This is a genomic window from Edaphobacter acidisoli (genome assembly GCF_014642855.1).
GTDB classification, from domain to species: Bacteria; Acidobacteriota; Terriglobia; order Terriglobales; family Acidobacteriaceae; genus Edaphobacter; species Edaphobacter acidisoli.
Genome location: NZ_BMJB01000001.1, coordinates 1258622 through 1283149, shown reverse-complemented (window position 1 = coordinate 1283149; position 24528 = coordinate 1258622). Strand labels below are relative to the sequence as shown.

At 58.2% G+C, this 24528-nt stretch carries 16 protein-coding genes; 13 read left to right on the top strand and 3 right to left on the bottom strand.

Going from position 1 to position 24528, the window contains the following annotated elements; all coding sequences use genetic code 11:
- The first annotated feature begins 134 nt into the window (after nucleotides 1-134).
- The 8 genes from IEX36_RS05165 to IEX36_RS05130 all read left to right on the top strand — a co-directional run bounded on the left by IEX36_RS05165 (nucleotide 135) and on the right by IEX36_RS05130 (nucleotide 12863).
- A complete protein-coding gene (locus IEX36_RS05165) occupies nucleotides 135-1322 on the top strand; it encodes a sugar isomerase (protein ID WP_188758212.1) in 1188 nt (395 codons plus the stop codon).
- A 205-nt stretch (nucleotides 1323-1527) separates the two neighbouring features.
- Complete coding sequence (locus IEX36_RS05160) at nucleotides 1528-2616, top strand: substrate-binding domain-containing protein (RefSeq protein WP_188758211.1); 1089 nt, start codon at nucleotides 1528-1530, stop codon at nucleotides 2614-2616.
- Between the two features lie 155 nt (nucleotides 2617-2771).
- The gene (locus tag IEX36_RS05155; protein ID WP_188758210.1) at nucleotides 2772-3413 is read left to right on the top strand and encodes a PEP-CTERM sorting domain-containing protein; all 642 of its coding nucleotides are present in this window, start codon (nucleotides 2772-2774) and stop codon (nucleotides 3411-3413) included.
- Nucleotides 3414-3582: 169 nt separating this feature from the next.
- Nucleotides 3583-5790: a bifunctional rhamnulose-1-phosphate aldolase/short-chain dehydrogenase gene (locus tag IEX36_RS05150; RefSeq protein ID WP_188758209.1), complete on the top strand. Its 2208-nt coding sequence runs from the start codon at nucleotides 3583-3585 to the stop codon at nucleotides 5788-5790.
- Complete coding sequence (locus tag IEX36_RS05145) at nucleotides 5787-7271, top strand: rhamnulokinase (RefSeq protein ID WP_188758208.1); 1485 nt, start codon at nucleotides 5787-5789, stop codon at nucleotides 7269-7271. Before IEX36_RS05150 ends, IEX36_RS05145 begins: the two co-directional genes overlap by 4 nt.
- Nucleotides 7272-7285: 14 nt before the next feature.
- Nucleotides 7286-8749: an RNB domain-containing ribonuclease gene (locus IEX36_RS05140; RefSeq protein WP_188758207.1), complete on the top strand. Its 1464-nt coding sequence runs from the start codon at nucleotides 7286-7288 to the stop codon at nucleotides 8747-8749.
- Between the two features lie 113 nt (nucleotides 8750-8862).
- Nucleotides 8863-12351 (top strand): polysaccharide lyase family protein, encoded by a 3489-nt coding sequence (locus IEX36_RS05135; RefSeq protein WP_188758206.1) that lies wholly within the window; start codon nucleotides 8863-8865, stop codon nucleotides 12349-12351.
- Between the two features lie 266 nt (nucleotides 12352-12617).
- On the top strand, nucleotides 12618-12863 hold the full coding sequence (locus IEX36_RS05130) for a hypothetical protein (protein ID WP_188758205.1): 246 nt from the start codon (nucleotides 12618-12620) through the stop codon (nucleotides 12861-12863).
- A gap of 6 nt (nucleotides 12864-12869) precedes the next feature.
- On the opposite strand, the gene IEX36_RS05125 is transcribed toward IEX36_RS05130, so the two are convergent.
- On the bottom strand, nucleotides 12870-15701 hold the full coding sequence (locus IEX36_RS05125) for a glycosyl hydrolase (protein WP_188758204.1): 2832 nt from the start codon (nucleotides 15699-15701) through the stop codon (nucleotides 12870-12872).
- 428 nt (nucleotides 15702-16129) lie between these two features.
- Here IEX36_RS05125 and IEX36_RS05120 point away from each other — a divergent pair, with 428 nt between their 5' ends.
- Nucleotides 16130-17197, top strand: a complete 1068-nt coding sequence (locus tag IEX36_RS05120) for a hypothetical protein (protein ID WP_188758203.1) — start codon at nucleotides 16130-16132, stop codon at nucleotides 17195-17197.
- A gap of 69 nt (nucleotides 17198-17266) precedes the next feature.
- Entirely contained in the window at nucleotides 17267-18172 is a 906-nt protein-coding gene (locus IEX36_RS05115) for a pirin family protein (RefSeq protein WP_188758202.1), read from the top strand.
- A 70-nt stretch (nucleotides 18173-18242) separates the two neighbouring features.
- Here the strand turns inward: IEX36_RS05115 and IEX36_RS05110 are convergent, their stop codons facing one another.
- Nucleotides 18243-19010, bottom strand: a complete 768-nt coding sequence (locus IEX36_RS05110) for an SDR family oxidoreductase (RefSeq protein ID WP_188758201.1) — start codon at nucleotides 19008-19010, stop codon at nucleotides 18243-18245.
- A gap of 136 nt (nucleotides 19011-19146) precedes the next feature.
- On the opposite strand from IEX36_RS05110, the gene IEX36_RS05105 reads away from it, so the two are divergent.
- Nucleotides 19147-20262: a vWA domain-containing protein gene (locus IEX36_RS05105; protein ID WP_229668727.1), complete on the top strand. Its 1116-nt coding sequence runs from the start codon at nucleotides 19147-19149 to the stop codon at nucleotides 20260-20262.
- Between the two features lie 64 nt (nucleotides 20263-20326).
- Here IEX36_RS05105 and IEX36_RS05100 read toward each other — a convergent pair whose 3' ends face one another.
- On the bottom strand, nucleotides 20327-21160 hold the full coding sequence (locus IEX36_RS05100; RefSeq protein ID WP_188758199.1) for an AraC family transcriptional regulator: 834 nt from the start codon (nucleotides 21158-21160) through the stop codon (nucleotides 20327-20329).
- Between the two features lie 185 nt (nucleotides 21161-21345).
- Between IEX36_RS05100 and IEX36_RS05095 the strand changes: the two genes are divergently transcribed.
- Both IEX36_RS05095 and glyS read left to right on the top strand, forming a co-directional pair.
- The gene (locus IEX36_RS05095) at nucleotides 21346-22311 is read left to right on the top strand and encodes a glycine--tRNA ligase subunit alpha (protein ID WP_188758198.1); all 966 of its coding nucleotides are present in this window, start codon (nucleotides 21346-21348) and stop codon (nucleotides 22309-22311) included.
- Nucleotides 22312-22396: 85 nt separating this feature from the next.
- A complete protein-coding gene (glyS, locus tag IEX36_RS05090) occupies nucleotides 22397-24499 on the top strand; it encodes a glycine--tRNA ligase subunit beta (protein ID WP_188758197.1) in 2103 nt (700 codons plus the stop codon).
- Nucleotides 24500-24528 lie beyond the last annotated feature (29 nt).

Sequence of the window (24528 nt, the reverse complement as noted above, 5' to 3'; positions counted from 1 at the left end):
CATTTGGCGGAATATTCTGGTATGAGCGGAAATCCTTTTGACAAATGGTCGCAGGATGGTGCACTCTGCTGGTAATTTCAATAGAGAGTATATTTCTATTTATGAAATAAGGTTGAGGGGGCACGAGGACGGCGATGAGCGCAGCGCAAGAAACAGAACGGGTATGGGCGGCACTGGATGGGTTTCACATCGAGGTCCCGTCGTGGGGATTCGCCAATACAGGCACGCGGTTTGGGAAGTTCGTGCAGGGTGGCGCGGCGACCACGATTGAGGAGAAGTTTGCCGATGCTGCTGAGGTGAACAAGCTGACCGGCGCAAGCCCGACGGTGGCTCTGCATGTGCTGTGGGACCTGCCTGGGGGCAAGGCGGATGTGCCTGTTATTCAAGCGCTCGAAAAGAAGCATGGGGTGAAGTCCGGCTCGATCAATCCAAACCTGTTCCAGGATTTGGAATATAAATTCGGGTCGATTGCGAACCCTAGCTCGGAGATTCGTGCCAATGCGTTGGCACACCTGCTCGATTCGGTGGAGATTGGCCGGGCTCTGGGATCGAAGGATGTCTCGCTGTGGATTGCAGATGGGTCGAATTATCCTGGCACGCAGAGCATCCGCAAGCGGATTGTATGGATGGAAGAGGTGCTTGGAGCAACACATGCCGCGCTGGGCGAAGGACAGCGGATGTTGATTGAGTACAAGCCATTCGAGCCTGCGTTCTATCACACGGACATTGCGGACTGGGGAATGGCGTTGGAACTGGCTCGCCGTGCGGGTCCGAAGGCCAAAGTGCTGGTGGATACAGGTCACCACTATCAGGGCACGAACATCGAGCAGATTGTGGCTTGGCTGCTGCATGTGGATCAGTTGGGTGGGTTCCACTTCAATGACCGTAAGTATGCCGATGACGATCTGACGCTGGGATCGATTGATCCTTACCAGTTGTTCCGCATCTTCCACGAGATTCTAAACTCTACGAAAGAAGACCAGGCTGGGATTGCCTTCATGATCGACCAGAGCCATAACCTGAAGGGCAAGATGGAGGCGATGGTGCAGTCGGTAGTGACGGCTCAGGAGATCTATGCGAAGACTGCGCTGGTGGACCGTGCACGGCTGGCGGAACTGCAGCAGGCTTGTCGGTTGGTGGAAGCTGAGGAGTGCTTCCGCACGGCCTTCTGGCAGGACGTACGGCCGCTGGTGCGGGAGTGGCGTAAGTCACGTGGCTTGCCGGTCGACCCACTGAAGGCGCTGACCGAGAGCGGGTACGTCGAGAAGATTACGGGGGAGCGCGAGAGCAAAAACGCGAAGAGCGTATCGAGCTACGCCTAACCTTCACATACTTTCTGCGAAAACTGTTGCATGTCGTCCTTCTACCCCTCAGTGGGTAGAAGGACGCATTCCGACAGGCGGTTTTCCGCGCGAATTTTAGATTTTTTCCTTTGTTTCCACTTGGCGAATGCAATTTCATTAACGAAACTGAGGCTATTTGTCGCATAATGGAGCGGCTGAGTGCTTGTTCCTCAACAGGAGACGAATGGCAACACGTAAGACGACAAAGAGACTGTATCTGATTCCGGTGCTCTCGAAGGCGCTGGATATTCTTGAGCTTTTACAGGCCGAAAACCAGCCGATGACGCTGGAGGCGATCCATCGGCAGACGCGCATCTCGAAGACGACGGTGTACCGGGTACTGAAGACGTTCGTGCACAGGGGCTATCTGGCGCAGTCGCCCGATGGGCTTTACCGGCAGGTGACGCGGCCGAAGAAGATGCGCTTCGGCTTTGCGGGGCAGAGCGCCGATATGCCGTTTTCCGTGGAGGTTTCGGAGAGCCTGAAGAACTCGGCTGCGTCGGTGGGTGTTGATCTGCTGATTCTGGACAACAAGTACGATGCGGCAACGGCGCTTAAGAATGCTGAGGAGTTTGTTCGCAGCAAGGTGGACCTTGTGATCGAGTTTCAGGTGGAGCAGGAAGTGGCTCCGATGATTGCAGACAAGATCGCCGAAGCGAAGATTCCGATGATTGCCATCGATATTCCGCATCCTCATGCGACTTACTTTGGTGTGGACAACTATCGCGTGGGCGTTGAGGCTGGCGAGACGTTGGCGAAGTTTTCCAACGAGAACTGGGGCGGCAAGGTGGATTGGGTGCTGGGCCTGGATCTTGCTGAGGCCGGCCAGCTTGTGCAGAGCCGCATGACCGGAGCGTTTGAAGGTGTTCGCAGCGGTATTCCCGACCTGCCGGTGGAGTTGTTTGTCAGGATGGATGGGCGTGGGATGCGTGACCGCAGCAAGAAGCTGGTGTCGGACTTTTTGCAGCGGCACCCAAAGGACAAGCACATCCTGATTGCTGCGGCGACGGACTGGAGCGCGCTGGGAGCGCTGGATGCTGTCTACGAGCAGAAGCGTGAGAAGCATGTGGTGATCGTGGGCCAGGACTGCATTGCGGAGGCGATTGCCGAGATGCGGCGGGATCGTTCGCCGCTGATCGCGTCGGTCTCGCACGAGACGAACTCGTACGGGCCGAACCTGATTCATCTTGGGCTGTCGTTGTTGCGCGGACAGACGGTGCCTCCTTACAACTATGTAGAGCACAAGCTGGTGACGCGGGAATCGCTGTTGTAGGAACGTGGAGGTTAAGTAGGACAGTTGACGGTAGAGAAGCGACCAATGAGCCGCTAATTCTGCTTCAGGCTGCTCTCTGGACAGTCGGAGAAGATAATGGCCAGGCGATCAGCTATACGTCTTACTTCAGTTACAGAACACGGGAGTCCTCATCTATGAGAATCAAAGTTATTGGTTCGATGGTTTCTGCGCTGCTCTGCGGCTCCTTCGCGTTCGCCACCCCTATTGCCTACACGTTCACCAATGCCTCGAATTTCACACTGAACGGGACCAGCTACACCGGACCGTATCTCGGTATCCCTCCCTCTGCTCCACAACTGACATTTACGTTGAACGCAGATACAGACAATGTGTTTTCGTCTGGAAGCTTCAATGGCAGTACACCAGGAACCGGATACATCCTGAATAAGATTGGGACGACTACTGTCAGCTACGGCGGCACTACGCTGGCGACACTTACCGATCCGACTGCCTTTGTGATCAGTACGTTTTTCGGCGGTACGGTCTCTTTGGTCGATGAGGTGAACGGAGACATGCTTATCTCCGATCCGCTTGGAATTGGGTATAACGGAATAACCAACTTTCCGGGTACAAACCTTCTGACGGGCGGCTATCCATTCAGCCCGATTGACACCAGCGCAGGCCAACTCGTGATTACTTCCTCAGCCTATCAAGGTCAATTTAAGGCTGCGGTTGCTCCTGCCGTACCTGAGCCGTCGACGATAGTTCTTCTCGGTAGTGGGGCTTTGGGTTTTGCCGGTCTGTTGCGGCGCTGGTTCATTGCGAGTCAGCCCTAAATTAATTAAAAAGAGATATTCAGCGGCAGGCCCGGTCTCGCGGTGTAACAGAGAAGCCGGGCCTGTAGCAGTTTAAGATGGCTCTTTTCTTTCTGGTTTGAAATAGTTGCCGTATTGATGTTAATAGTGGAAAATAAACTGACGGATTTCAGGCGAGCGAGGTTTTCAGATGGCGGGCAAAGGCGGTTTGCGGTTTCTTGAGGACAAGTGGGACGACGCGGTAGCGGCAAAGTTTGATGGCCCGGAGTTGCTGCGCTATCGTTCGAACCTGCTTGGTTCCGATCTGCGGATTACGAACTTCGGCGGCGGCAATACCAGTTCGAAGCTCGAGCAGGTTGATCCGGTGGATGGGAAGACAAAGCAGGTGCTGTGGGTGAAGGGCAGCGGAGGCGACCTGGGGAGCATTAAGCGCGCAGGATTTGCAACGTTATATATGGACAAGCTGCTGGCGCTCGAAGATGTTTATAAGGGCGTCGATTTTGAAGACGAGATGGTGGACATGTATCCGCTGTGTACGTTTGGGAACAATCCTGTCGCGGCCTCCATTGACACTTCGCTGCACGGGTTCTTGCCGTTTCCTCATGTGGACCATCTGCATCCGGACTGGGGCATTGCGCTGGCGGCCTCGGCGAACGGCAAGATCAAGATGGACGAGTTCAACAAGGAGTTCGGCCACAAGCTGGCGTGGCTGCCGTGGCAGCGTCCGGGGTTTGAACTGGGCATGATGCTCAAGAAGATTGTTGCCGAGACGCCGGGTTGCGATGGCGTTGTGTTGGGCGGACATGGCTTGTTCACGTGGGGTAACACGCAGCGCGAATGCTACCTGAATACGATCACGATCATTGACCAGTTGGGCCAGTTTATCGAGCGCCATGCAGGGGCCGCGGGGTACAAGCCGTTTGGCGGCGGGCAGGTGAAGGCGCGTGAAGACCGCGGGGAGATTGCGGCAGGCATCATGCCGTATCTGCGTGGAGCGGTGTCGCGCAAGCAGAGATGGATTGGCAGCTACACGGATGCGCCGAAGGTGCTTGAGTTCGTGGATTCGGCGCATGCAGAGAAGCTGGCGCATCTTGGGACGAGTTGTCCGGACCATTTCATCCGCACGAAGATTCGCCCAATGTTCATCAAGTGGAACCCTGCGAATGATCCGGCGGAGTTGAAGCCGTTGATCGAAACTGCTCTGGAGACTTATCGCGCCGAGTATGCCGAGTATTACGGCAAGCATGCGGTGAAGGATTCGCCTGCGCTGCGCGATGCCAGCCCGACGGTGGTGCTGGTGCCAGGCGTGGGGATGTTCAGCTTCGGCAAGAACAAGACAGAGTCGCGGATTACCGGCGAGTTCTACATCAACGCGATTGGCGTGATGCAGGGCGCGGGTGCGCTGGGTGCGGGCGTGGAGTGCAAGGAGATTCCGCAGGCCGGACCTGCTGCGAGTGCGGATCAGTTTACCGTCTACTCGAACTATGTTGCGTTGCCGCCGAGCGAGGCGTTTCGGATTGAGTACTGGAAGCTGGAAGAGGCGAAGATTCGCCGCCAGCCGCCTGAGAAGGAACTGAGCCGGAGGGTTGCGCTGGTTGTGGGTGGAGGCAGCGGCATTGGGCGCGAAGTTGCACTACTGGCTGCAGAGCGCGGCGCGCATATCGTTGTTGCTGACCGTGATGTGAAGGGCGCTGAGTCTGTCGCGGCTGAGGTTGCGGCGATTGTGGGCAAGGAAGCCGTGACCTGGACCAGTATTGACATTCGCGACCGTAAGGCTATTGGTGCTGCAATTGCCGCGACGGTGAAGCAGTTCGGCGGAATCGACATTTTAATCAATACTGCGGCGCTGTTTCCATCTTCTCCTGATGGCATTATCTCGGACGCACAATGGGCGCTGACGCTTGAGGTCAATGTCACGGCGAACTATCTGCTGACCGATGAGGTAGCGAAGATATTTGCTGAGCAGGGAATTGATGCGAGTGTAGTCCTGACCAGTTCTGCGAACGCGGTTGTTGCCAAGCGGGGCAGCGAGGCCTATGACGTGAGCAAGGCAGCGCTGAGCCATCTGGTGCGCGAGCTGGCTGTGTCGCTTGCGCCGAAGGTGCGGGTGAATGGCATCTCGCCGGCGACAGTGGTGAAGGGCTCGACGATGTTTCCACGTGATCGTGTGATTGCGTCGCTCAAGAAGTACAAGCTGCCGTTTGATGAAAAGGACACGGATGACGGCCTTCGCAATGTGCTCGCGCAGTTCTATGCGACGCGCACGCTGACACACCAGCCTATCGATCCGAAGGACTGCGCTCAGGCGATCATGTTCCTTGCAGGACCTCTGACGCGCTGCACGACCGGGCATCTGATTCCTGTGGATGGCGGACTGACCGAGGCGTATCTGCGATGAAACGTGCGCCGAATAAGGCGTTGAAACCGAAGGACAAGCGGGCGCTGATTGCGGTAGACCTTGGCGCGGAAAGCTGCCGTGTTTCTCTGCTGCGTTGGATGTCGGGCAAACCGGAGATAACTCTGGTACATCGCTTCGGGAACACTCCGCGTGAGGTTGACGGCGGACTGCGCTGGGATTTTGCCATGATTACGGCAGGGCTCGATGAGGGCCTGCGCAAGTGTGCTGCGATTGCAGATGAAGGAGTGCGGTCGATCGCGGTCGATGGGTGGGCCGTCGATTATGTGCGTGTTGACGCGGACGGCACGCCATTGGCGGACCCGTTCTGCTATCGCGATGAGCGCACGATTAAGGCAGAACGATCGCTGCATCGGAAGATCAGCCCGGACAGAATGCGCGAGCTGACAGGCATCCAGTTGCTGCGGATTAATACGCTGTATCAGCTTTATGCCGATGCGCAGGATGGATTACCTGAAGGACGGCAATGGCTGAATCTGCCTGAGTATGTGCTGTCACGCTGGGGCGGTGCCCCAGTGGCTGAACACACCACTGCGACTCACACGCAGATGGTGGAGCTTTACAGCCGGCAGTGGTCACGCGAGATATTTCAAGAGGCGCAACTGGATTTGGCATGTGCTCCAAAGATTGTTCCTCCTGGCACTGAGGTGGGTCGTCTGCGCGGACCGCTTGCGGAGTTGCCAGCCTTTCGCGACACGGTTTTGATTGCCCCAGCTTGTCACGATACTGCGTCGGCGATTGCGGGCATTCCTGCGACGGGAAACGACTGGGCTTATATCAGCTCGGGTACGTGGTCGCTGGTTGGAACGCTATTGGAGCAGCCCCGCAATGGCGCGGCTGCGGCGGAGGAGAACTTTACCAATCTTGGAGCGGTTGGCGGCGGAATCTGCTTCCACAAGAACGTCAATGGTATGTGGCTTATTCGCCAGTGCATCGATCAGTGGGCTGCACAGGGCCGTGCATGGACTGCTCCTGAGTTGGTTGCCGCAGCGGAGAAGATCGATAAGCCGCACGGTTTGCTTGATGTGGATGATCCTGATCTGTTGCTGGCGGGACGAATGCCGCAACGGATCAATGCGCAGCGTGTGCGCAAGGGCTTTGATCCGCTTGATGAGTCGCCGAGCGCGGCGCCAGTGTTTGCAAGCCTGATCTTTCATAGTCTGGCTGCTCGCTATGCGAAGGTTTTGGATCGGGTTGCGTTTCACAGTGGTAAGAAACTCAAACGCTTGTTCGTCGTCGGTGGCGCAAGTCAGAATGATTTTCTTAACCGGCTGACTGCGGAGGCGACTGGTCTCGAATTGTTTCGGGGTTCGCCGGAGAGTTCGACGGTTGGTAACTTTGCGGTACAGATGGCTGTGCTTGAGGGCACACGTGATCCCGTTACGGGTGCGTATGCTGAGCAGGTTTCTCGTTGGGCAGGACAGTTTGTTGCAGCGCTGGAGCATGCCGCGCCAGTTGCGTGATAGGCTGGCGGTGCATGTCCACGCATCCATTTGATCTTGCTGCTGCTGCAACTGCGGAGATGATCCGCGAGGGGTTTCATCCAGGCTTTCCAAACGGGACCGAAGAACAGGTTCAGGAGATTCGTGCCGATGGCCACGTGGCCGTTCCGGGTGGAAGTCTGCGCGATCTGCGCGATCAGGTGTGGTCTTCAATTGACAACGATACGTCACGAGACCTCGACCAGATTGAGGTCGCTGAGCGTGTGAAGGATGGCATCCGTGTGCGCGTGGGGATTGCGGATGTATCGTCCTCGGTGTTGAAGGGAACGCCTATCGACAAACATGCTGCCGACCAGACCCAGACGATTTACACGGCGGTGAAGAACTTTCCTATGCTGCCGAATGAGCTTTCGACGGATCTGACATCGTTGAATGAGAATGAAGATCGCGCGGCGGACGTGGTGGAATATCTGGTGGACGCGCAGGGTGTTGTGGGTGAGTCGAGCATCTACACGGCTGTGGTGCGGAACAAGGCCCAGCTTGCCTACAGCAAGGTTGGCCCGTGGCTCGAAGATACGGGTGGGCCAGACCCGAAGGTGGCGGCTTCGCCTGATTTGCAGGCGCAATTGAAGCTCCAGAACGAAGCGGCGCTCGCCTTGCGCGCAGAGCGTGTGCGTCAGGGCGCGCTTGAGTTCAATCGCACGGAGGCCGATCCTGTCGTCATCGATGGCGCGGTTCGCGAGATTCGCACGGCGACCCACAATCGCGCGACAGACCTGATTGAAGAGTTCATGATCGCGGCCAACGGTGTGGCGGCGCGGAAACTCAAGGATGCGAAGCGGTCGTGTCTTCGACGCGTGGTGAGAACGCCGCAGCGGTGGGACCGCATCGTCGAACTCGTAGCACGTCATGGAACGAAGCTGCCTGCGACGCCAGACTCAGGTGCACTGAACGCTTTTCTTCAGGCGCAGCGGACGAGCGATGCGGTGCATTACCCAGACCTTGCATTGGCCATTATCAAGCTGATGGGGCCGGGCGAGTACGTGCTGACGCCTGGCGATGACCCGAATCCGCTGGGGCACTTCGGCTTGGCTGCGGAGGACTACACGCACTCGACTGCGCCGAACCGGAGGTTTCCCGACCTGGTTACTCAGCGGATTGTGAAGGCGATGCTGGCGAATCAGCCTCCCCCTTACTCGGACAACGAGCTTGCAGCGATTGCGCAGCAGTGCAACATGCAGGAACGCGCGGCGCGGAAGGTGGAGCGCACGATGCAGAAGCGGGTCGCGGCGGTTGCGCTGGCCGATCGCATTGGGCAAGTCTTCCATGGCGTTGTGACGGGCGCGGGCGACAAGGGGACATATGTGCGAGTCTTTCATCCTCCGGTCGAGGGGAAGGTTGTGCATGGGGAGCAGGGGCTGGATGTGGGCGATACGGTGGATGTGAAGCTGGTCCACACCGATCCGGTTCATGCGTTTATCGATTTCGCTCGGGCGTAGTTTTCGCCGTTGATGGCGATCCGTGGCATTGTGCGTAGGTGAAGCATTGGTCTCCGCCAGGTAGTTAGGTCGCGACTCCATTCGGCAGGAACGCTAAGAGTATAGTTGTGCGGATGAGAGTGACGGTTCTTTTTGGGTTGGTTCTCTTTTGGGGGGCTGCATTCAATCAGCCGCGTGCGGTGGCTCAGGATGCTGGTTCGCAGACGGTGTTTCAGTTAGGGACGTTTGATCGGTCTTCGTATGAGTTTGCAGATGGAGATCCGAAGCAGCCGGTGAACTTTGTTGTGGGGAAGAGTGATCCGGCGAAGGACTGGTATGGGATGCAGGCGGTCGCTGTGTTCTCCGGCGCGAAGGAGAGCGGAGTAGATGCGGCTCCGCGTGCGATTCATTTTTCACTGAGTGGTGCGCCTGCCTCGGCTTATAAGCTGCATGTTGCGGTGCTGATTGTGAGCCAGGCGGTGCCTGCGTTGCGGGTGAGCGTCAATGGCAAGGTGGGGACGTTCTATCTGCATCCGCGATTGGATTACAGCAATGGCGATCAGTGGGACTCGTTCGATCCGGCATATTCGTTTGCTGAGGTCGAGGTTGCTTTTCCAGGGAACTATCTGCACAAAGGAGACAACGCCATTACGTTGCAGGCGGTGGAGGATGCCGATATTCCCGAAGGCACGATTGCTTATGACGCAATTGCGTTGAGCCGGGATACTGTGAAGTTTCGTTCGGAGGCTTCATCGGCGCAGATCGTGCCGACTGTGTTTTACAAGCAGCAGGGCGGTGAGCTGGACGAGTTAGTGGATGTGTTTGTGCGGTATGGGCGCGCGGCGAAGGCGGGCTCTGTTGTCGATCTGACTGTCGATGGCAAACATTATCATGGAGCGCTGCGCGGTGGACAGGATTTTGGTGAGGAGAAGGTGGAGTTTGCGGTCGCGGAGTTTCCAGCAAAGTCCGCAGCGGAGGCCTTGTGGAGTGTTAGCGGACGGCGCGAGCATTTTGACGTGGAGATTGATCCGCAGAAGAAGTGGACGCTGTATCTGGCTCCGCATATCCATCTGGATGTGGGGTACTCGGATTATCAGGCGAAGGTTGCGGCCATTCACAGCCATGCGATTGATGAGGCGATGGAGATGACGGCGGCGCATCCTGATTTTCGCTTCAGTTTGGATGGCATGTGGCCGTTGGAGCAGTTTATGAAGACGCGGACGCCGGGGCAGCGGGCGCGTGCGATTGATGCGATCAAGAAACAGCAGCTTTTTGTTCCAGCGAACTATGCGAATTTGCTGACTGGTTTTCCGACGGTGGAGACGCTGATTCGGTCGCTATATCCGAGCGCGGATTTCAGCCGCGACCATGGGACGGCTTTCAACTACGCGACGATTACGGATGTGCCTTCGTGGTCGTGGTCGTATGCTTCGGTGCTGGCGGCAGCTGGTGTGGATGAGCTGCTGGGTGGGAGCAATAACTATCGTGCGCCTGTGCTGTTGCAGGGGCGGTTGAATGAGGACTCGCCGATTTGGTGGGAAGGGCCGGATGGCGGGAAGGTGTTGCTGTGGTACTCGCGGCATTATCAGCAGATGGAGATGCTGTTTCAGCGTAAGCCTGTGCTTGCGGCTGGGCGTGATACGGTGCCGCTGTTTTTGCAGATGTATGAACGGCCGGGGTACCGCGCTGACGCGGCGATTATTTATGGGACGCAGGTGGAGAACTCCGATCTGGTTGCGGCGCAGGCGGAGCTGGCGGAGAAGTGGAATGCGGAGTATGCATACCCGCGGATTGAGTACTCCGGATTTCATGATGCGCTTGCGAAGATTGCTAAGCAGTTTGGTGATGATATTCCTGTGATGCATGGGGACGGCGGACCTTATTGGGAGGATGGGATTGCTTCGGATGCATACTATGCGGCGATGGAGAGGCAGAACGAGAGCCGCGCTCCTTCGGCGGAGAAGCTGGCGACGTTGAGCACGGTGGTGAATCCTTTGCTGGCTGCGGACAAGGCGGGGCTGGACGCGATGTGGAGGAACATGGTGCTGATGGATGAGCACACGTGGGACTCGTATAACAGCGTCTCGCAGCCGGCGAGCAGGGAGGCGCAAGAGCAGTTGCGGATCAAAGACCAGTATGCCGTGAACGCAAAGGCGCAGGTGGACTGGCTGGCGAAGAACAGCATGGCCGCGATTGTGAACTCGATTGCCGCAGGACGCGGGAGCCTGGTGGTGTTCAATACGCTGAACTGGAAGCGCAGCGGGCCGGTGTTTGTTGATGTGGACGAGAGTGACGAGATTGTGGATGCGGCGACGGGAGCGGTTGCGCCGATGGAGGTGCTGAGCAATCACAACGGATTGAACCATGTGCGCTTTGTCGCCGAGGATGTGCCTGCGGTTGGGTACAAGGTCTATACGGTTCGCAAGGGCCAGAAGACGTTGCTCCATGTAACTGACCAAAAGCTCGATTCGACTGTGATGGAGTCTCCGTACTATCGCGTGACTCTGGATGCAACTTCGGGTGCGGTGCGGAGTGTCTATGACAAGGAGTTGAAGCGCGAGCTGGTGAACCAGCAGGCGGCTTATAGGTTTGGGCAGTATCTGTATGTGACGGGCGCGGACAAGGGGCCGAATACGGTGTTGCAGTACAGCCCGGTGGCGCCGAAGCCGCAGCTTGAGGTGCATCCGGCGAGTGGAGGAAGTCTGGTGTCGGTGGTGCGCACGCCGGAGGGGTGGGTCGCGCGGATGAAGAGCAGCGATGTGAATACACCGGAGATTGTGAGCGAGGTGAGGCTGTTCGATCATGAGAAGAAGATTGAGTTTACCGAGGACGTGGACAAGGCGAAGGAGGGTAGCAAGGAGGCAGTGTACTTCGCGTTCCCGTTTGCGATGAGCGCGCCGGAGTTTCGGTATGAAGTGCAGAATGGCGTAGTCGATCCGGCGAAGGATATGTATCCGGGGGCTGGGCATGAGTGGTTTTCTGCGCAGCACTGGGTTTCGGTGGAGCAGGATGGGGTCGCCGGGTCGGTGATGCCGCTGGATGCTTCGCTGGTGACGCTGGGTGATATCTTTCGCGGAAAGTGGCCGGAGAAGTTTGGGGAGCGGCAGGGGACAGTCTTCTCGTATGTGATGAACAATTATTGGGACACGAACTACGCCGCGGAGCAGGGTGGGCACTTCCGGTTCAGGTATGTGGTGACGAGTGCGGCTACTACGGATGCGGCTGCGCTGAGTCGCGTGGGATGGGAAGAGGCGACTCCGCTGGAGGTGGACGCGGTGGCGGATCAGGATAAGGCTTCGGATGCGCCGCGTCCGCTGACGGCTGAGGCTGGGAGTTTTTTGGATGCTGCGGACCCGGATTTGCTGCTGGAGACGTGGAAGCCCGCGGAGGATGGCAATGGGACGGTGCTGCGGTTTCTCGACCTTGGTGGGGCGGCGCGGACTGTGACGGTGCGGATGCCGCTACTTCATTTGGAAAAGGCGTGGGAGACGGATGCTGTCGAGAGAGATAAGCAGCCGCTTGCGATTGTGGGCGGGGATGGGTTTCAGGTGGCGGTGCGTCCGCATGAGATTGTTACGGTGCGGGTGGTGGGGAGCGATGTGCTGAAGCCTCCTGCGCTATAGGTTGTGCTGGCACCTCATTCATGCCGTGGTGACGCTGCGGCATGAATGGGCATCTGTCTATTTGTTACTGCTAGGCTAAGGAAGACGTTTTTCGGATCGCGACTACTCGACGACCAGAGGTGCAGATAGCTTTGCAAATACCCATTGTGCCGCTTCTCCTCACCTGTGGTCCCTTTGTGCTCGCGTCCTTTTCGTGTGTTCTGCTATTCAAGTCAAGTAGCACTGGACGGCCTCGACCTTCCGCCCTTTGGGCGGCGGGGGTTGTCATGGTTGTCTCAGGCTACGCTGCTTATACTTTCCTTTATTACTCTCTAAAACCACCTTTAAATCTGCCTCCATGGAAGGACCCGGAAACTCTGGACCTTGGCCTGCTGTTTCTTCTTGGTCCGATTGGCATCATCTTGACCGTTATTGCCGCAGCGCGCGGTGCTTCCAAATCGGTGGTGGTTCCGCTCATAGTTGCTTCGGCGATTTTATTTCTCGTAGGGCTTCTTGAGGGAATGTCTGTATGAATTGAATCACTGAGAGGCTCCGGTGGTGAGGAGAATCTTGCCGAGGATGCCGGAGGGGATGGGTTTTACCTTGTCGAGGTCCTGCATCTGGAAGCGGTCGCCGTATTTGGCGATGAGGGGTTTGTAGTCGTGTGGCGGTAGCGCGGACCAGGCGTTGAGGGCCGTGTTGTAGACGTGGATCTCGATGTGGTTCTTGCCGGGCTTGAGGAATTTGTGGATGTCGAGCGAGTATGGCGGGTGCCAGAGTGCGCCCGCGCGCTGGCCGTTGATGTAGACGATGGCCGCTTCGTGGACGGGTGGGTCGTAGTACGCGTGCATGCCTGGGCCGGGGCGTGTGATGAGCGGGTTCGGCAGGCCGTTCGGGAGCAGGGCTGGGTGTTCGGGGGCTGAGTTGGGTGCGCCAGGGAGTGGCTTGCCGCCTTCGATTTCGATCGTGGCGTGGGTTTGGTTGGGGGCGAGGGTGACGTCGCGTGAGTAGATGGCTTCGCCGGAGTAGTGGAGGGTGGCTGGGTCTTGCGTCCAGTCGGTGAGGGTGGGTTCGGTTTCGATCTGGTGGAGGCCGGTGAAGTTGACCTTCCAGTTGGTGCTGAGGTCGATGGAGTGGCCGGTTTTAATGTGCGACGGCGTGGGCTTGGCGGGTTCGTCGGAGAAGACGAAGATGGCAGAGCCGTAGGGGGCGAGGCTGGTCGTGATGCGGTTGTTGAGGACCAGAGTGGCTGGCGAAGAGGCTGTGCCATCGTCGGGGTTCCACTGGCTGACGTATTTGTGGGTGGTGCTAAAGGTGCCCAGGAAGCCGACGGGTGAGTTGCCGGTGTTGGCGACGAAATAGATGTCGGCATTGGGGAGCTTTCTGCGGATATAGCCGACTTGGTCCTGCTCGGTGACGGCCATTGGGTTGGTTTGGCCGAAATCGATCTGGAGGTCGGGCTTTGCGGCGTTCCATAAGGCTTGGGGTAGCGCGGAGGTGTCGGGGACTACTGGGATGAAGGCGGTGGTGGAGGCGTCGAGTGGTTTGCCTTCGGCGTCGATGGTGGGGACGTGGCCGATGGCGATGACCTTGCCTCCGGCTTTGACCCAGGCGGCGATTTTGTTGAGCGTGTCGACGGGGATGCGGTCGGTTGGTGGCAGGACGAGGATCTGGTGGGTGCCGAGGCCGACGGAGTTGATGGCGTCGGCGTCGATGAAGTCGGCGTTGTAGCCGGACGAGAGGATGGTGGACATGAGCGCAGGGGTGATGAGGCGCTGCATGGCTCCGGTGACGGTGACGTGGCCGGGGGAGAAGCTGGCCCAGGCGTCGTCGGTGGGGAGAAGGATGGCTACTTGATTTGCCGGCTCGCCTTGTCGCAGCAGGTAGCTGATGCGGGCGATGTAGCGGGTCACGTCGGGCATGACCGGGTGCCAGGGGTTGTGGTCGTTGAGGGCGGCGGCGGCGTAGAGGCTCCAGCCGGGCTCGGGGACTTTGTGGTCGGGTGGCGAGTAGGGCCAACCGTGGCACATGATCTGGTTTTCGCCGGTGAGGAAGTCAACGTCGGCTTCGGACTTCATGTCTAGCGGAGTGGCTCGGAAGACGGGCGAGTGGAGCCAGGTGAAGGTCTCGCCTGAGGTGACGGTGTGGCCGAAGACGTGGTTGGCGGAGGTGGCCCAGCGGAGTGTGGAAAACTGGCGCCACTGCGGACCTTCGCCTTCTGCAAGGGCTACGAGGTTTTGACTTGAAAAACTAACTGCTGGTTCACCATAGGTTTGTGAGCGGAACTTCGTGTTGTGCTCGATGGCCCAGTGATTGATTTGGTTCAGGTAGTTTTCGTTGATGAGTTCGGTAAGCGTCTTGCCCCAGTCATGGCGGACACGCTCGGCTTCGGGGGTTCCTCCGGCGACGAGTTCGGGGAGGTGGGGGATGAGGTCGTAGCCGTTCTGCTTCTGGAACTCGGCGGGAAGGTCGGGGGTCCAGTCGGCCCCGTAGGCTTCGAGCGAGTCGGAAAAGATGGCGTAGGGTGGGGTATTGCCGAAGGCTTTGACGAGCGGCTCGCCTACTTTTTCAAGATGTGTGGCGACGGCCTGGTGGCTGAAGGGATCGAGGACGTAGCCTTCGGCTCCGACGGCGGCGCGCTTGACCTGCTGGCGGGTGTGACTGGCAATGAAGAAGAGGGCTACGCGGGGATGGTCGGATGGACTGACGACAGCAGTACGGTTGGTGAGAGTAAAGGGACGGGCGGTGGCTGGATCGAAGTCGGCCGGGTGGGGCTGCGCGAGGTGGCCTCGGCTGCGGGGGTGGGTTTCGGGCGGCAGGGGTTTGGAGTCGGCGATGGCAAAGGAAATGAGAGAATCGCCTTCTTCCATCTGCGGTTCGGTTGCTGACGTTGCGCCTGCGGGGACGGGGACTTCGGCGACGCGGAGGCGTCCGGCGGCTTCGGCGAGCGTGGTGTTTGAGCCGCCGTAGGGCCAGCCGCTGCCGAGAGTGACGTCGATGCGGAGGCCAAGCTTGCGGCCTTCTTCCTGGGCGTAACGGACGTCGTCGAGAAATTCGGGCGAGAGGAATGGGAGGTTTTTGAGCCCCTTGGCGGGGTCGTCGAGGACTTGCGGGTATTCGAAGGCGAGCTCTGCGCCCTGCATTCCGTCCGCCTTCATCTGCTGAAGCTCGCGGAGGATTTCGGGCTTTTCGACGGCGAGGCCGAACCACCACCAACGCACCATCGGGCGGGCTGCGTTGGACGGGGTCTGAAAGTTCTGCTCGATGGTTTGGATGGATTGTGCGTGGGCCGGGGCGATTGCAGAAAGTAAAAGCGCCAGCAGCACAGAGGAGGCAGCCTTGGAGGACTGCTGGCGGAGGAAACCTTGCATGGGGTAGAAACTCCTGACGGTGCAACGGTAGTTCATTTGGGAGAATGTTTCAAGGGGGAATTTTTAAGGTTTGGTGGAAGTGTTGGTAGTGAAGTGGATTTCTGCTCCTATGGCTTTGGTCAAAATGACAAGGCTCGCTCTGCACGAATGAACCCAGGTCTCAAAACCGAGACATGGGCATCCGTATTTTGGGGGCGCTACTTCTCAGCCATGAGACTGCGCTGCTGTGCCGAGATGACGAGATTTTCCGAGTGAAATGCACGTGTGAAGCTGCTTGAAGCTGTTGATTGATGCGATGAAAATGACACGCGCGCGGGTGTGGGTGAACCGGCAACTCTCGCGGAGAAGATGGCCGTCCTAAAGGGTGTGGGGAAAATAAAACTTTGTACCGAAGTGAAAGCGGCGTCGGTAACCGGAGGTTTGCTGACATGCTGCGTGGTAAAAAGAGGCTGTTTCTAGGCTTCATCTATTTGATGGCGGCAGTGCAGTTTGTGTGGTGCTATATGTCGCTGTCGGAATCCTGGATATCCACCCCGTTGTATGAAAACGGTCTGGCGAAGATGCCATATCAGGGACGGATGTTGATGATGTTCCCACTCCGTTGGGCACATTCGGACATGTTGTTTCACCTTCTGGCGGACCCGCTTCACCTGTCGCACTACTGGTTCAGCAGGCATAACGCGCCGGAGGTGTTAGTCCAGGCGGTGATTAATGTGCTGTGCGTGTTGCTGGCGGGCTATCTGACGACGAAGCTGTATGTGGTGAGCTCGCGGACGGGCTTGCTGCGTGACCTGGTGTTTCCGGTGTTTCTTGTAGCCTGCACGGCAACGTACATCATGCATACGGCGCAGAATCTGCGGTTTGTGTATGACCTTCCGAGTTTGGCGTTCTTTTCGGTGGCGATGTGCCTGATCTATTTCCGCAAGCATTGGGGCTATTTTGTCGCTCTCTTTATTGTGGCGACGGTGAATCGAGAGACGACGCTGTTTCTATTGCCTCTCTTCATGCTCGACCGAGCAGTGGAAGATGGAAGGCTGAACTGGCGGCTGCTGTTTCGACCATCAACGCTGGCTGTGTTCGTGCCGCTGGGTTTCGCGTGGATCGGGTGGGAGGCGTTTGTGCACCACCTTTATGCGCATAATCCGACGGAGATGTATCCGAGGCTGTGGTGGAACGAGAAGTCGCTGCTTCTGGTGTATGCGTGGCCGCAGTTGTTGAGTACGTGCGGATTCCTGCTGCCATTTATGTTCTTGCTGCGGCGGAAGATTCGTGACCCGCAACTGGTCGCGTGGATGTGGATCGTCCCAGTGTGGGGAGTGTTCATGTTTGTGTTTGGAATTCTGGTGGAGACACGGGTGTTTGGTGAGCTGATTCCGTATGTGGTTTGCACGTCGTCGCTGATCTTAGAAGACCTTGTGATTGCCAAGGTGCAACGGATGAAGAGGTACGGCTACCAAGTGCATGAGGAAGGGATTTCTGTGAGACGAGCTGCATGACCTGGGATTAACCACTGATAACAGAATAGGGGTATTCTTTTGGCCTGCGATTTTTAGCGGGAGGGGAATATGTCGATTCGTCCGGTTAAGAGGTTGATTGAGTCCAAGCCAACGATGGAGGGTGCGGGGGTGCACCTGCGGCGGGCGTTTGGGTTTGGAAGCACGTCGGAGTTTGACCCGTTTCTGCTGCTGGATGACTTCCGCAATGATGTGCCGGCGGATTATCTGGCGGGGTTTCCGTGGCATCCACATCGAGGGATCGAGACGATCACGTATGTGCTGGCGGGTGAGGTGGAGCATGGCGATAGCATGGGCAATCGCGGCGTGATTGGCGCTGGGGATATTCAGTGGATGACGGCGGGGAGCGGGATTATTCATCAGGAGATGCCGAAGGGCGATGTGGCGGGACGGATGCACGGGTTTCAACTGTGGGCGAATCTGCCTTCGTCGCAGAAGATGACTCCGCCGCGGTATCAAGAGGTGAAGGCGCCGGATATTCCTGAGATTGTGGATGATGACGGTACGGTGGTGCGGGTCGTGTGCGGTGGCTTCTGGGGTAAGAAGGGGCCGGTGGATGGAATTGCAACAGACCCGACGTATCTGGATGTGTCGGTGGGGCCGGGGAAGCGGAAGTCGTTGCCGGTGGAGACGCGGAGCCAGGCGTTTGCGTATGTGTTTGCGGGGTCGGGGAAGTTTTGCAATGCTTCGGGGCCGCTGGCCGTGCCGACAGAAGGGGTGCAGTGGCTGGATACGAAGCCTCCGGCAGAGGTGGATAACCGGTCGCTGGTGCTGTTTGATTCGGGTGACGAGGTGACGGTGCAGGCGGGCGAAGAGGGGATTCGGTTTCTGCTGGTTTCGGGGCGGCCTCTGCGCGAGCCGGTGGCGTGGTATGGGCCGATTGTGATGAACACGCAGTCGGAGCTGCAGAAGGCTTTTCTGGAACTGGAGCAAGGGAAGTTTTTGAAGGAGCGGTGAAGAGGACAAAAACCCATCTTAGGCGCAACGAAGCCGTGCCTAAGATGGGCGTTTTGTGTCTGTGTGTGGACTAGTGTGGGTGATTCATGGCGTCGTTGAACTGGTTGAAGAAGGCTGTGTATTTTTCGGGGCCGGCGGCTTCGGCGAAGCGGAGGGGTTTGACTCGTTCAACGAGGACTTCGGTGGCGTTGGGTTGAGTCTTGAGAATCTGGATGACTTCGGCGATGAAGTCTTTGAGCGGCATGGCGCGCGGGTCGGAGGCTTGAGCGGAGCCCATCAGCTCGGTCTGGACGTAGGGTGGGGCGATTTCGATGATCTGGACTTTGGTGGATTTGAGCTGATAGCGGAGGGACTGGCTCCAGGAGTGGATGGCGGCTTTGGTGGCGCAGTAGGTGGGAGTGACGGCCATTGGAATGAAGGCGAGACCGGAGCTGACGGTGAGGATGGCTGCGCTGGGCTGTTTTTCAAGTTGTGGCAGTAGGGCAGCGGTGAGGCGAATGGGGCCGAGGAGGTTGGTGGCGATGGTGGCTTCGGAGTCGGCGAGGTTGGGCGCGAGGAGGTTTTCGGGGCGCATGATGCCGGCGTTGTGGATGACGGTGTTGAGGGTTGGGTGGTCTTTGCTGAGCTGCGTGGCGACGCTCTGGATGTCGACGGGGTCTTCGATGTTGAGCTGAATGGATGCCATGCCGGGGTTGGCGGCGGTGGTTTCGTCGAGCGCCTGGCGGCGGCGACCAGCAATGATGACTTTATTTCCGAGGGAGTGGAAGGCTTCAGCGAGGGCGCGGCCGATGCCGGAGCCTCCGCCGGTGATGAGGATGGTGTTGCCGGTAATGTTCATTGGGTTCTCCCGCCAGATATGTAGATGAGACTCTTAATGAGGGAGACTCGTAAATAGTTGTCAGAGATGCAGCGGTGCGCGCGGCTTGCGAAGTTGGCTGTTGATGAAGAGCTGGCGACGCGGGAGAATCGTTGGCATGGTTGGGCGGGCAATCTCGATGTGGAGCAGGGCGAGGTACATGTTTGCCCTGGGTGTTGCTCTGATTGCATTGGGTGGTGTGATTGCCGCGGGGCAGGCGGCTCAGCCGGGGACTGTTGATCAGAAGGCCATACAGGTGCCGACTGCAAAACCAGGTGAGGTGCCGACACTGCACGTGTATGCGGACCTGATTGACGTACCTGTGCTGGTGATGGGACCGGGTTGGGAGCCGATACCACGGATAGCGAATGATCGTTTTCGAGTGAGTATCGGAGGCGGTCCTCCGTATCGGGTGCAGCATGTTCGTCTGGAGGGTGAAGACCCGATTTCGCTGGGTATTCTGCTGGACCTGAGGGGTTCACAGGACGAACTGTTGAAGACGATGGGAAAGGACCTGGGACGGTTGGTTCCGGGGTCGCTGCATGCGCAGGACCGGGTTTCGATGTACGGGCTGGATTGCGGGTTGGTGCGTTCGCTGAACGATGTGCCTGTGACGCAGCAGGACCTGCGGCATGGCGTGAGAGTGTTGCTGGATGCGCGGCAGGTGCGGCGGAACGAAAGACCGAAGCGGGCTTGTCCGACTGGGCAACACTTTTGGGACTCGGTGGGCGCGGTGGTGGTGGAGATATCGCGGCTGCCGGGCCGGCGCGTGGTGCTGGTGGTCTCGGATGGGTATGACAGCGGAAGCAATCATCGTGCGAATAGCGTCAGATTGTATGCACAGTTGAAGGGGGTTGCGATCTTCGGGCTCGCCGATGCAGCGGTTAGCTTGCAGTGGCGGCAGTTGTTTGAGGCTCCTTTTGATGATGTGTGCCAGTTGAGCGGAGGGATGATTGCGCCTGCGGACTCGAAAGGTCTTGCTGGGCAGCTCCAGGCGTTTTTGGCGAAGGTGCGCGGGCGATACATCCTGGAGTTTCCGCGGCCTTACAACGCAACCCCAGGTGGGTACAGTCTTGACGTCAGGATCGACCACAGCGATGCGTGGATTCGCGCGGCAGGCATCTCGTTTCCCATTGAAGATTCAGCGGTGAAGAACGATCCGACGACTGTGCAGGGAGACCCTTCGCTGACGCCGGTGCAGGGGCCGCATCGGGTGTTGGAGGATAAGCACTGAGATGACTCTGCTCAGGGCAGATTCTGACGCTATGCCTGAGCAGAGTGCGCATGATGCTCGTTCGCTATGCTTTGACGGGGAACCAGACTTCGATGAGGCCGGTGCCGGTGGCTGGGTTGAAGTCTTCGCCGTAGAGCTCGATGGTGGGGGCGTCGGCGACCTGGTGGCCGGATTGCGGGAGCCAGGAGTTCCAGATGGCACTGCAGGTCTGGCCGATGGTGGAGACGTGGTCGCGATGGGTGAAGACGGCGTAGCGTTGCTCGGGGATGCGGATGCGCTGGAAGTCTGACGGAATGCGGTTGAAGTCGGAGACCTCGACGCCGGCGATGTAATCGAAGTTGCCGTCTTCATCGAAGTTGTGGACGATGCCATAGGCCTTGCCTCCGACCTGGCCGGGGACATGGCCGATGTGTGGGCCGAAGCGCTGCCATAGCGACGGGATGCCTGAGTGGTTTTCAACGGTGAAGCGGTCGCCGAGTCCCGCGATTAACATGGGAAGGCTGAGTTCAAAGCGAGTAGGTTCGACGGTGATTGTGGGTGCGTTGTTCATATTGAGCGGCTCCGTGAGGTTGAGGTCGTTGAGGTTTTTCTGCACGCGGACGACCTGCGGGGTGAGGCCGAACTGTTGGCAGAATGCGCGGGTGAACGCCTCGTGAGAGTTGTAACCAGCGTCGAGTGCGACCGAGAGGATGTCGGGCGCGCCGTTGGCCAAGGCACGCGCGGCTTCGGTGAGGCGTCGCGAGCGTACGTAACGCATGACGGACTGGCCTGTGGCTGATTCAAACGCTCGTGCCATGTGGAAGCGCGATACACCGGAGTGGGCGGCGATGTCGTCCAGCGTGATCGGGCTGCCGTAGTGGCTTTCGATGAACCAGAGGGCCTTGCCTGCGAGGTACATGCTTACTCTCCTTCAGCGTGTGGTTAGTATGGCCGGGCTGGAAAGGGTGCGTTTGATAGGGATTGCTGTTTTCAAGAAAAAGATGCCAAGCTGCGGTGGTTGGACGCTTAGGTTGTGATTTCCCTTGGGATTTTGTTGTCTCGATTTAGAATCATAGAGATCACCTAGATATTAAAGAGAGATGCATGACTGAGATCGCAGGGAAGAAGAGTGCGCTGACGTTTCAGGAGTTGTTGTTCCGGTTGCAGCGGTTCTGGGCTGACCGGGGATGTGTGCTGCAGCAGCCGTATGACGTGGAGGTGGGCGCGGGAACGATGTCTCCGGACACGTTTTTGCGTGTGCTGGGGCCGAAGCCGGTGAGGATTGCGTATGCGCAGCCTTCGCGGCGTCCTGCGGATGGGCGGTATGGCGAGAATCCTAACCGGCTCTATAGGCATACGCAGTTGCAGGTGATTCTGAAGCCGCCACCGGCGGATATTCAGGAGATGTACCTGGAGTCGCTGGTAGCGTTGGGGATTGACCTGCGCGAGCACGACATCAAGTTTGAAGAGGATAACTGGGAGTGGCCGGTGGGCGGCGCGTGGGGCGTCGGATGGCAGGTGATGCTGGACGGGTTGGAGATTACCCAGTTCACGTACTTCCAGCAGTGCGGCGGTATGGACCTGGATCCGATCTGCGGCGAGATTACATACGGGCTGGAGCGCATTGCGGCTTTCCTGCAGGATGTGGATTCGATTTATGACATTGTGTGGGCTGTGGAACCGGACACGGGCCGCGTGGTGACTTATGGTGAGATGCGGCTCGCGGAGGAGCAGCAGTTTTCGGCGTACAGCTTTGACTATGCCGATGTGAAGAAGCTGTGGGAGCATCTGAATCTTTATGAGGCCGAGTGTTTGGCGCTGCTCGAAAAGGCGAAGGGCCTGGACAAGATGGATGAACTGACGCTGAAGCGGTTTCCGGTGCTGGGTGCGTATGAACTGGCGCTGAAGTGCTCGCATGTGTTCAACCTGCTGGATGCTCGAGGCGCGATCTCGGTGACAGAGCGCGTGGGCGTGATGGCGCGGATTCGCGCGCTGGTTGTTGGTGTAGCGAAGGTTTATGCGGAGCAGCAGCGGCTGGTGGAAGCGATGACAGAGGTTGTGGCTGGTTGAGCGGTTTGTTGCCCACCCATCAGATGAAGCTGAGATGGATGGACACTTGGACTTTTTTGTTTGAGCGAGAGACGAGTTAGAGACAATGGCTGATTTTCTTTTTGAGATTGGGTTGGAGGAAGTGCCGGCGCGGATGATTGCCGGGGCGCAGGCGGAGTTGGCTGAGCGTGTGGTGAAGATGCTGGAGCGTGAGCGGCTGGTGGCGGCTGGCGCGAAGAGCAAGAGCTTTGCTACGCCGAGGCGGCTTGCGGTTTGGGTAGAGGGTGTTGCGGAGCGGCAGGAGGATGTTGCCGAGGAACTGCTGGGGCCTTCGGTGAAGGTTGCGTATAAGGATGGCGCGGCGACTCCGGCGGCATTTGCGTTTGCGAAGAAGGCGGGTGTTGCAGTTGAGGATCTGGAGAAGGTTTCGACGCCCAAAGGTGAGTATATTGCGGCGACGGCGGTGAAGGTTGGGCGCGTGGCTTCGGAGGTGATTGCTGCGGAGATGCCGAAGGAGCTTGCCGGGATTTATTGGGCGAAGAATATGTACTGGCGACTTGGCAGGCCCGAGCGGTTTGTGAGGCCGGTGCAGTGGATGGTCGCGCTGCTGGGATCGAATGTTGTGCCGGTGAGCTTTGGTGGGCATGAGGCTGGCGCGGTGACGTATGGGCATCGTGTGTTGTTTGGTGAGCAGGGGATCACGCTGGCTGGTGCGGGCGCTTATGAAAGCGCTTTGCAGAAGGCGTTTGTTGTGGCCGATGTCGAGGTACGGCGACAGAAGATTCGCAAGGCTCTTGATGCTGTGACGCGGACGGTTGCTGGCGCGCGGTGGCGTGAGGATGAAGAGCTGGTCGAGACGGTGACGCAATTGACCGAGTGGCCTTCGGTGATTTTGGGTGGGTTTGAGAAGGAGTATCTTGTGTTGCCGGAAGAAGTGCTGGTGACGGTGATGCGCGACCACCAGAAGTACTTTGCGGTGGAAGACGTGGGTGGAAAGCTCGCTCCGCACTTTCTAGCGGTTCTGAATACGGAGGCCGATGATGCTGGGCTTGCGGTGATTCGGCATGGAAATGAGCGTGTGCTGCGGGCGCGGTTCAATGATGCGCGATTCTTCTGGGAGTTTGATCAGCGTGTGCCGCTGACGGAGCGCGTTGCTCTGCTGGAGCATGTGACCTTTCAGAAGGACCTCGGTAGCTATGCAAAGAAGGCTGATCGGGTTGCAGAACTGGTGCGGTTGCTTGCTATGAAAGCTGCAGACGGCGGAGTCAGCTTGAATGTGAATGCTGCTGTTGAGGCTGCGCGCTTGTCGAAGACTGATCTGACGACCGACATGGTGAAGGAGTTCACCGAGCTACAGGGCATTGTGGGTGGTTTGTATGCGCGGGCGCAGGGATATCCGGCTGCTGTGAGCGATGCGATCTATGACCAGTACAAGCCGGTGTCGATGGAGGATTCTGTTTCCCGCACAGTTGAGGGTGCGGTGCTGGCGATGGCGGACAAGGCTGATACGATTGCCGGAATGTTCGGACTGGGGATGGAGCCGACGGGGTCGAAGGATCCGTTTGCTCTGCGCCGGGCGGCGAATGGCATTGTGAAGATTCTGGCTGAGAGTGGAGTGGCGTTGCCTCTGAGTTTGCGCGAAATCGCAACTAGTGCTGCGAGTGGTGATCAGAAACTTGCTGAGAAGGTGCGCGCGTTTTTTGTGGAGCGATTGGAGTTCTACCTCCGCGAGGCGAAGGGACAGGCTTATGATGTGGTGAAGGCTGTGCTGGCGGCTGGTGCAGACGATGTGCGCGATGCGATTGCGCGGGCGGAGGCTGTGACCGCAGCGCGCGGTTCGTCGGACTTTGAGGCTGTGTCGGCGGCGTTCAAGCGGATGAAGAACATTCTGGCGCAGGCGGCAGAGAAGAGAATTGCCGTGGGCTCAAATGTGGATGGTGCTCTTCTGACGGAAGCTTCGGAGAAGGCTTTGGCTGCGCGGTCTGAAGAACTTGCCGGGAGCGTAAAGTCCTTGGGCGCGGAGAAGAATTATGAAGGCGCGTTGGAGGCTGTTGCTACGCTGCGGCCGCAGGTAGATGCGTTCTTCGATGCTGTGATGGTAATGGCTCCGGATGAGAAGGTGCGGGCAAACAGGCTCGCCTTGTTGCAGCGTGTGCTGGGAGATTTTTCCGGGATCGCTGACTTCTCGGAGATCGTTGTTGCGGGTTGACGTCGAGACCGTACGAGAGATATCTGGCT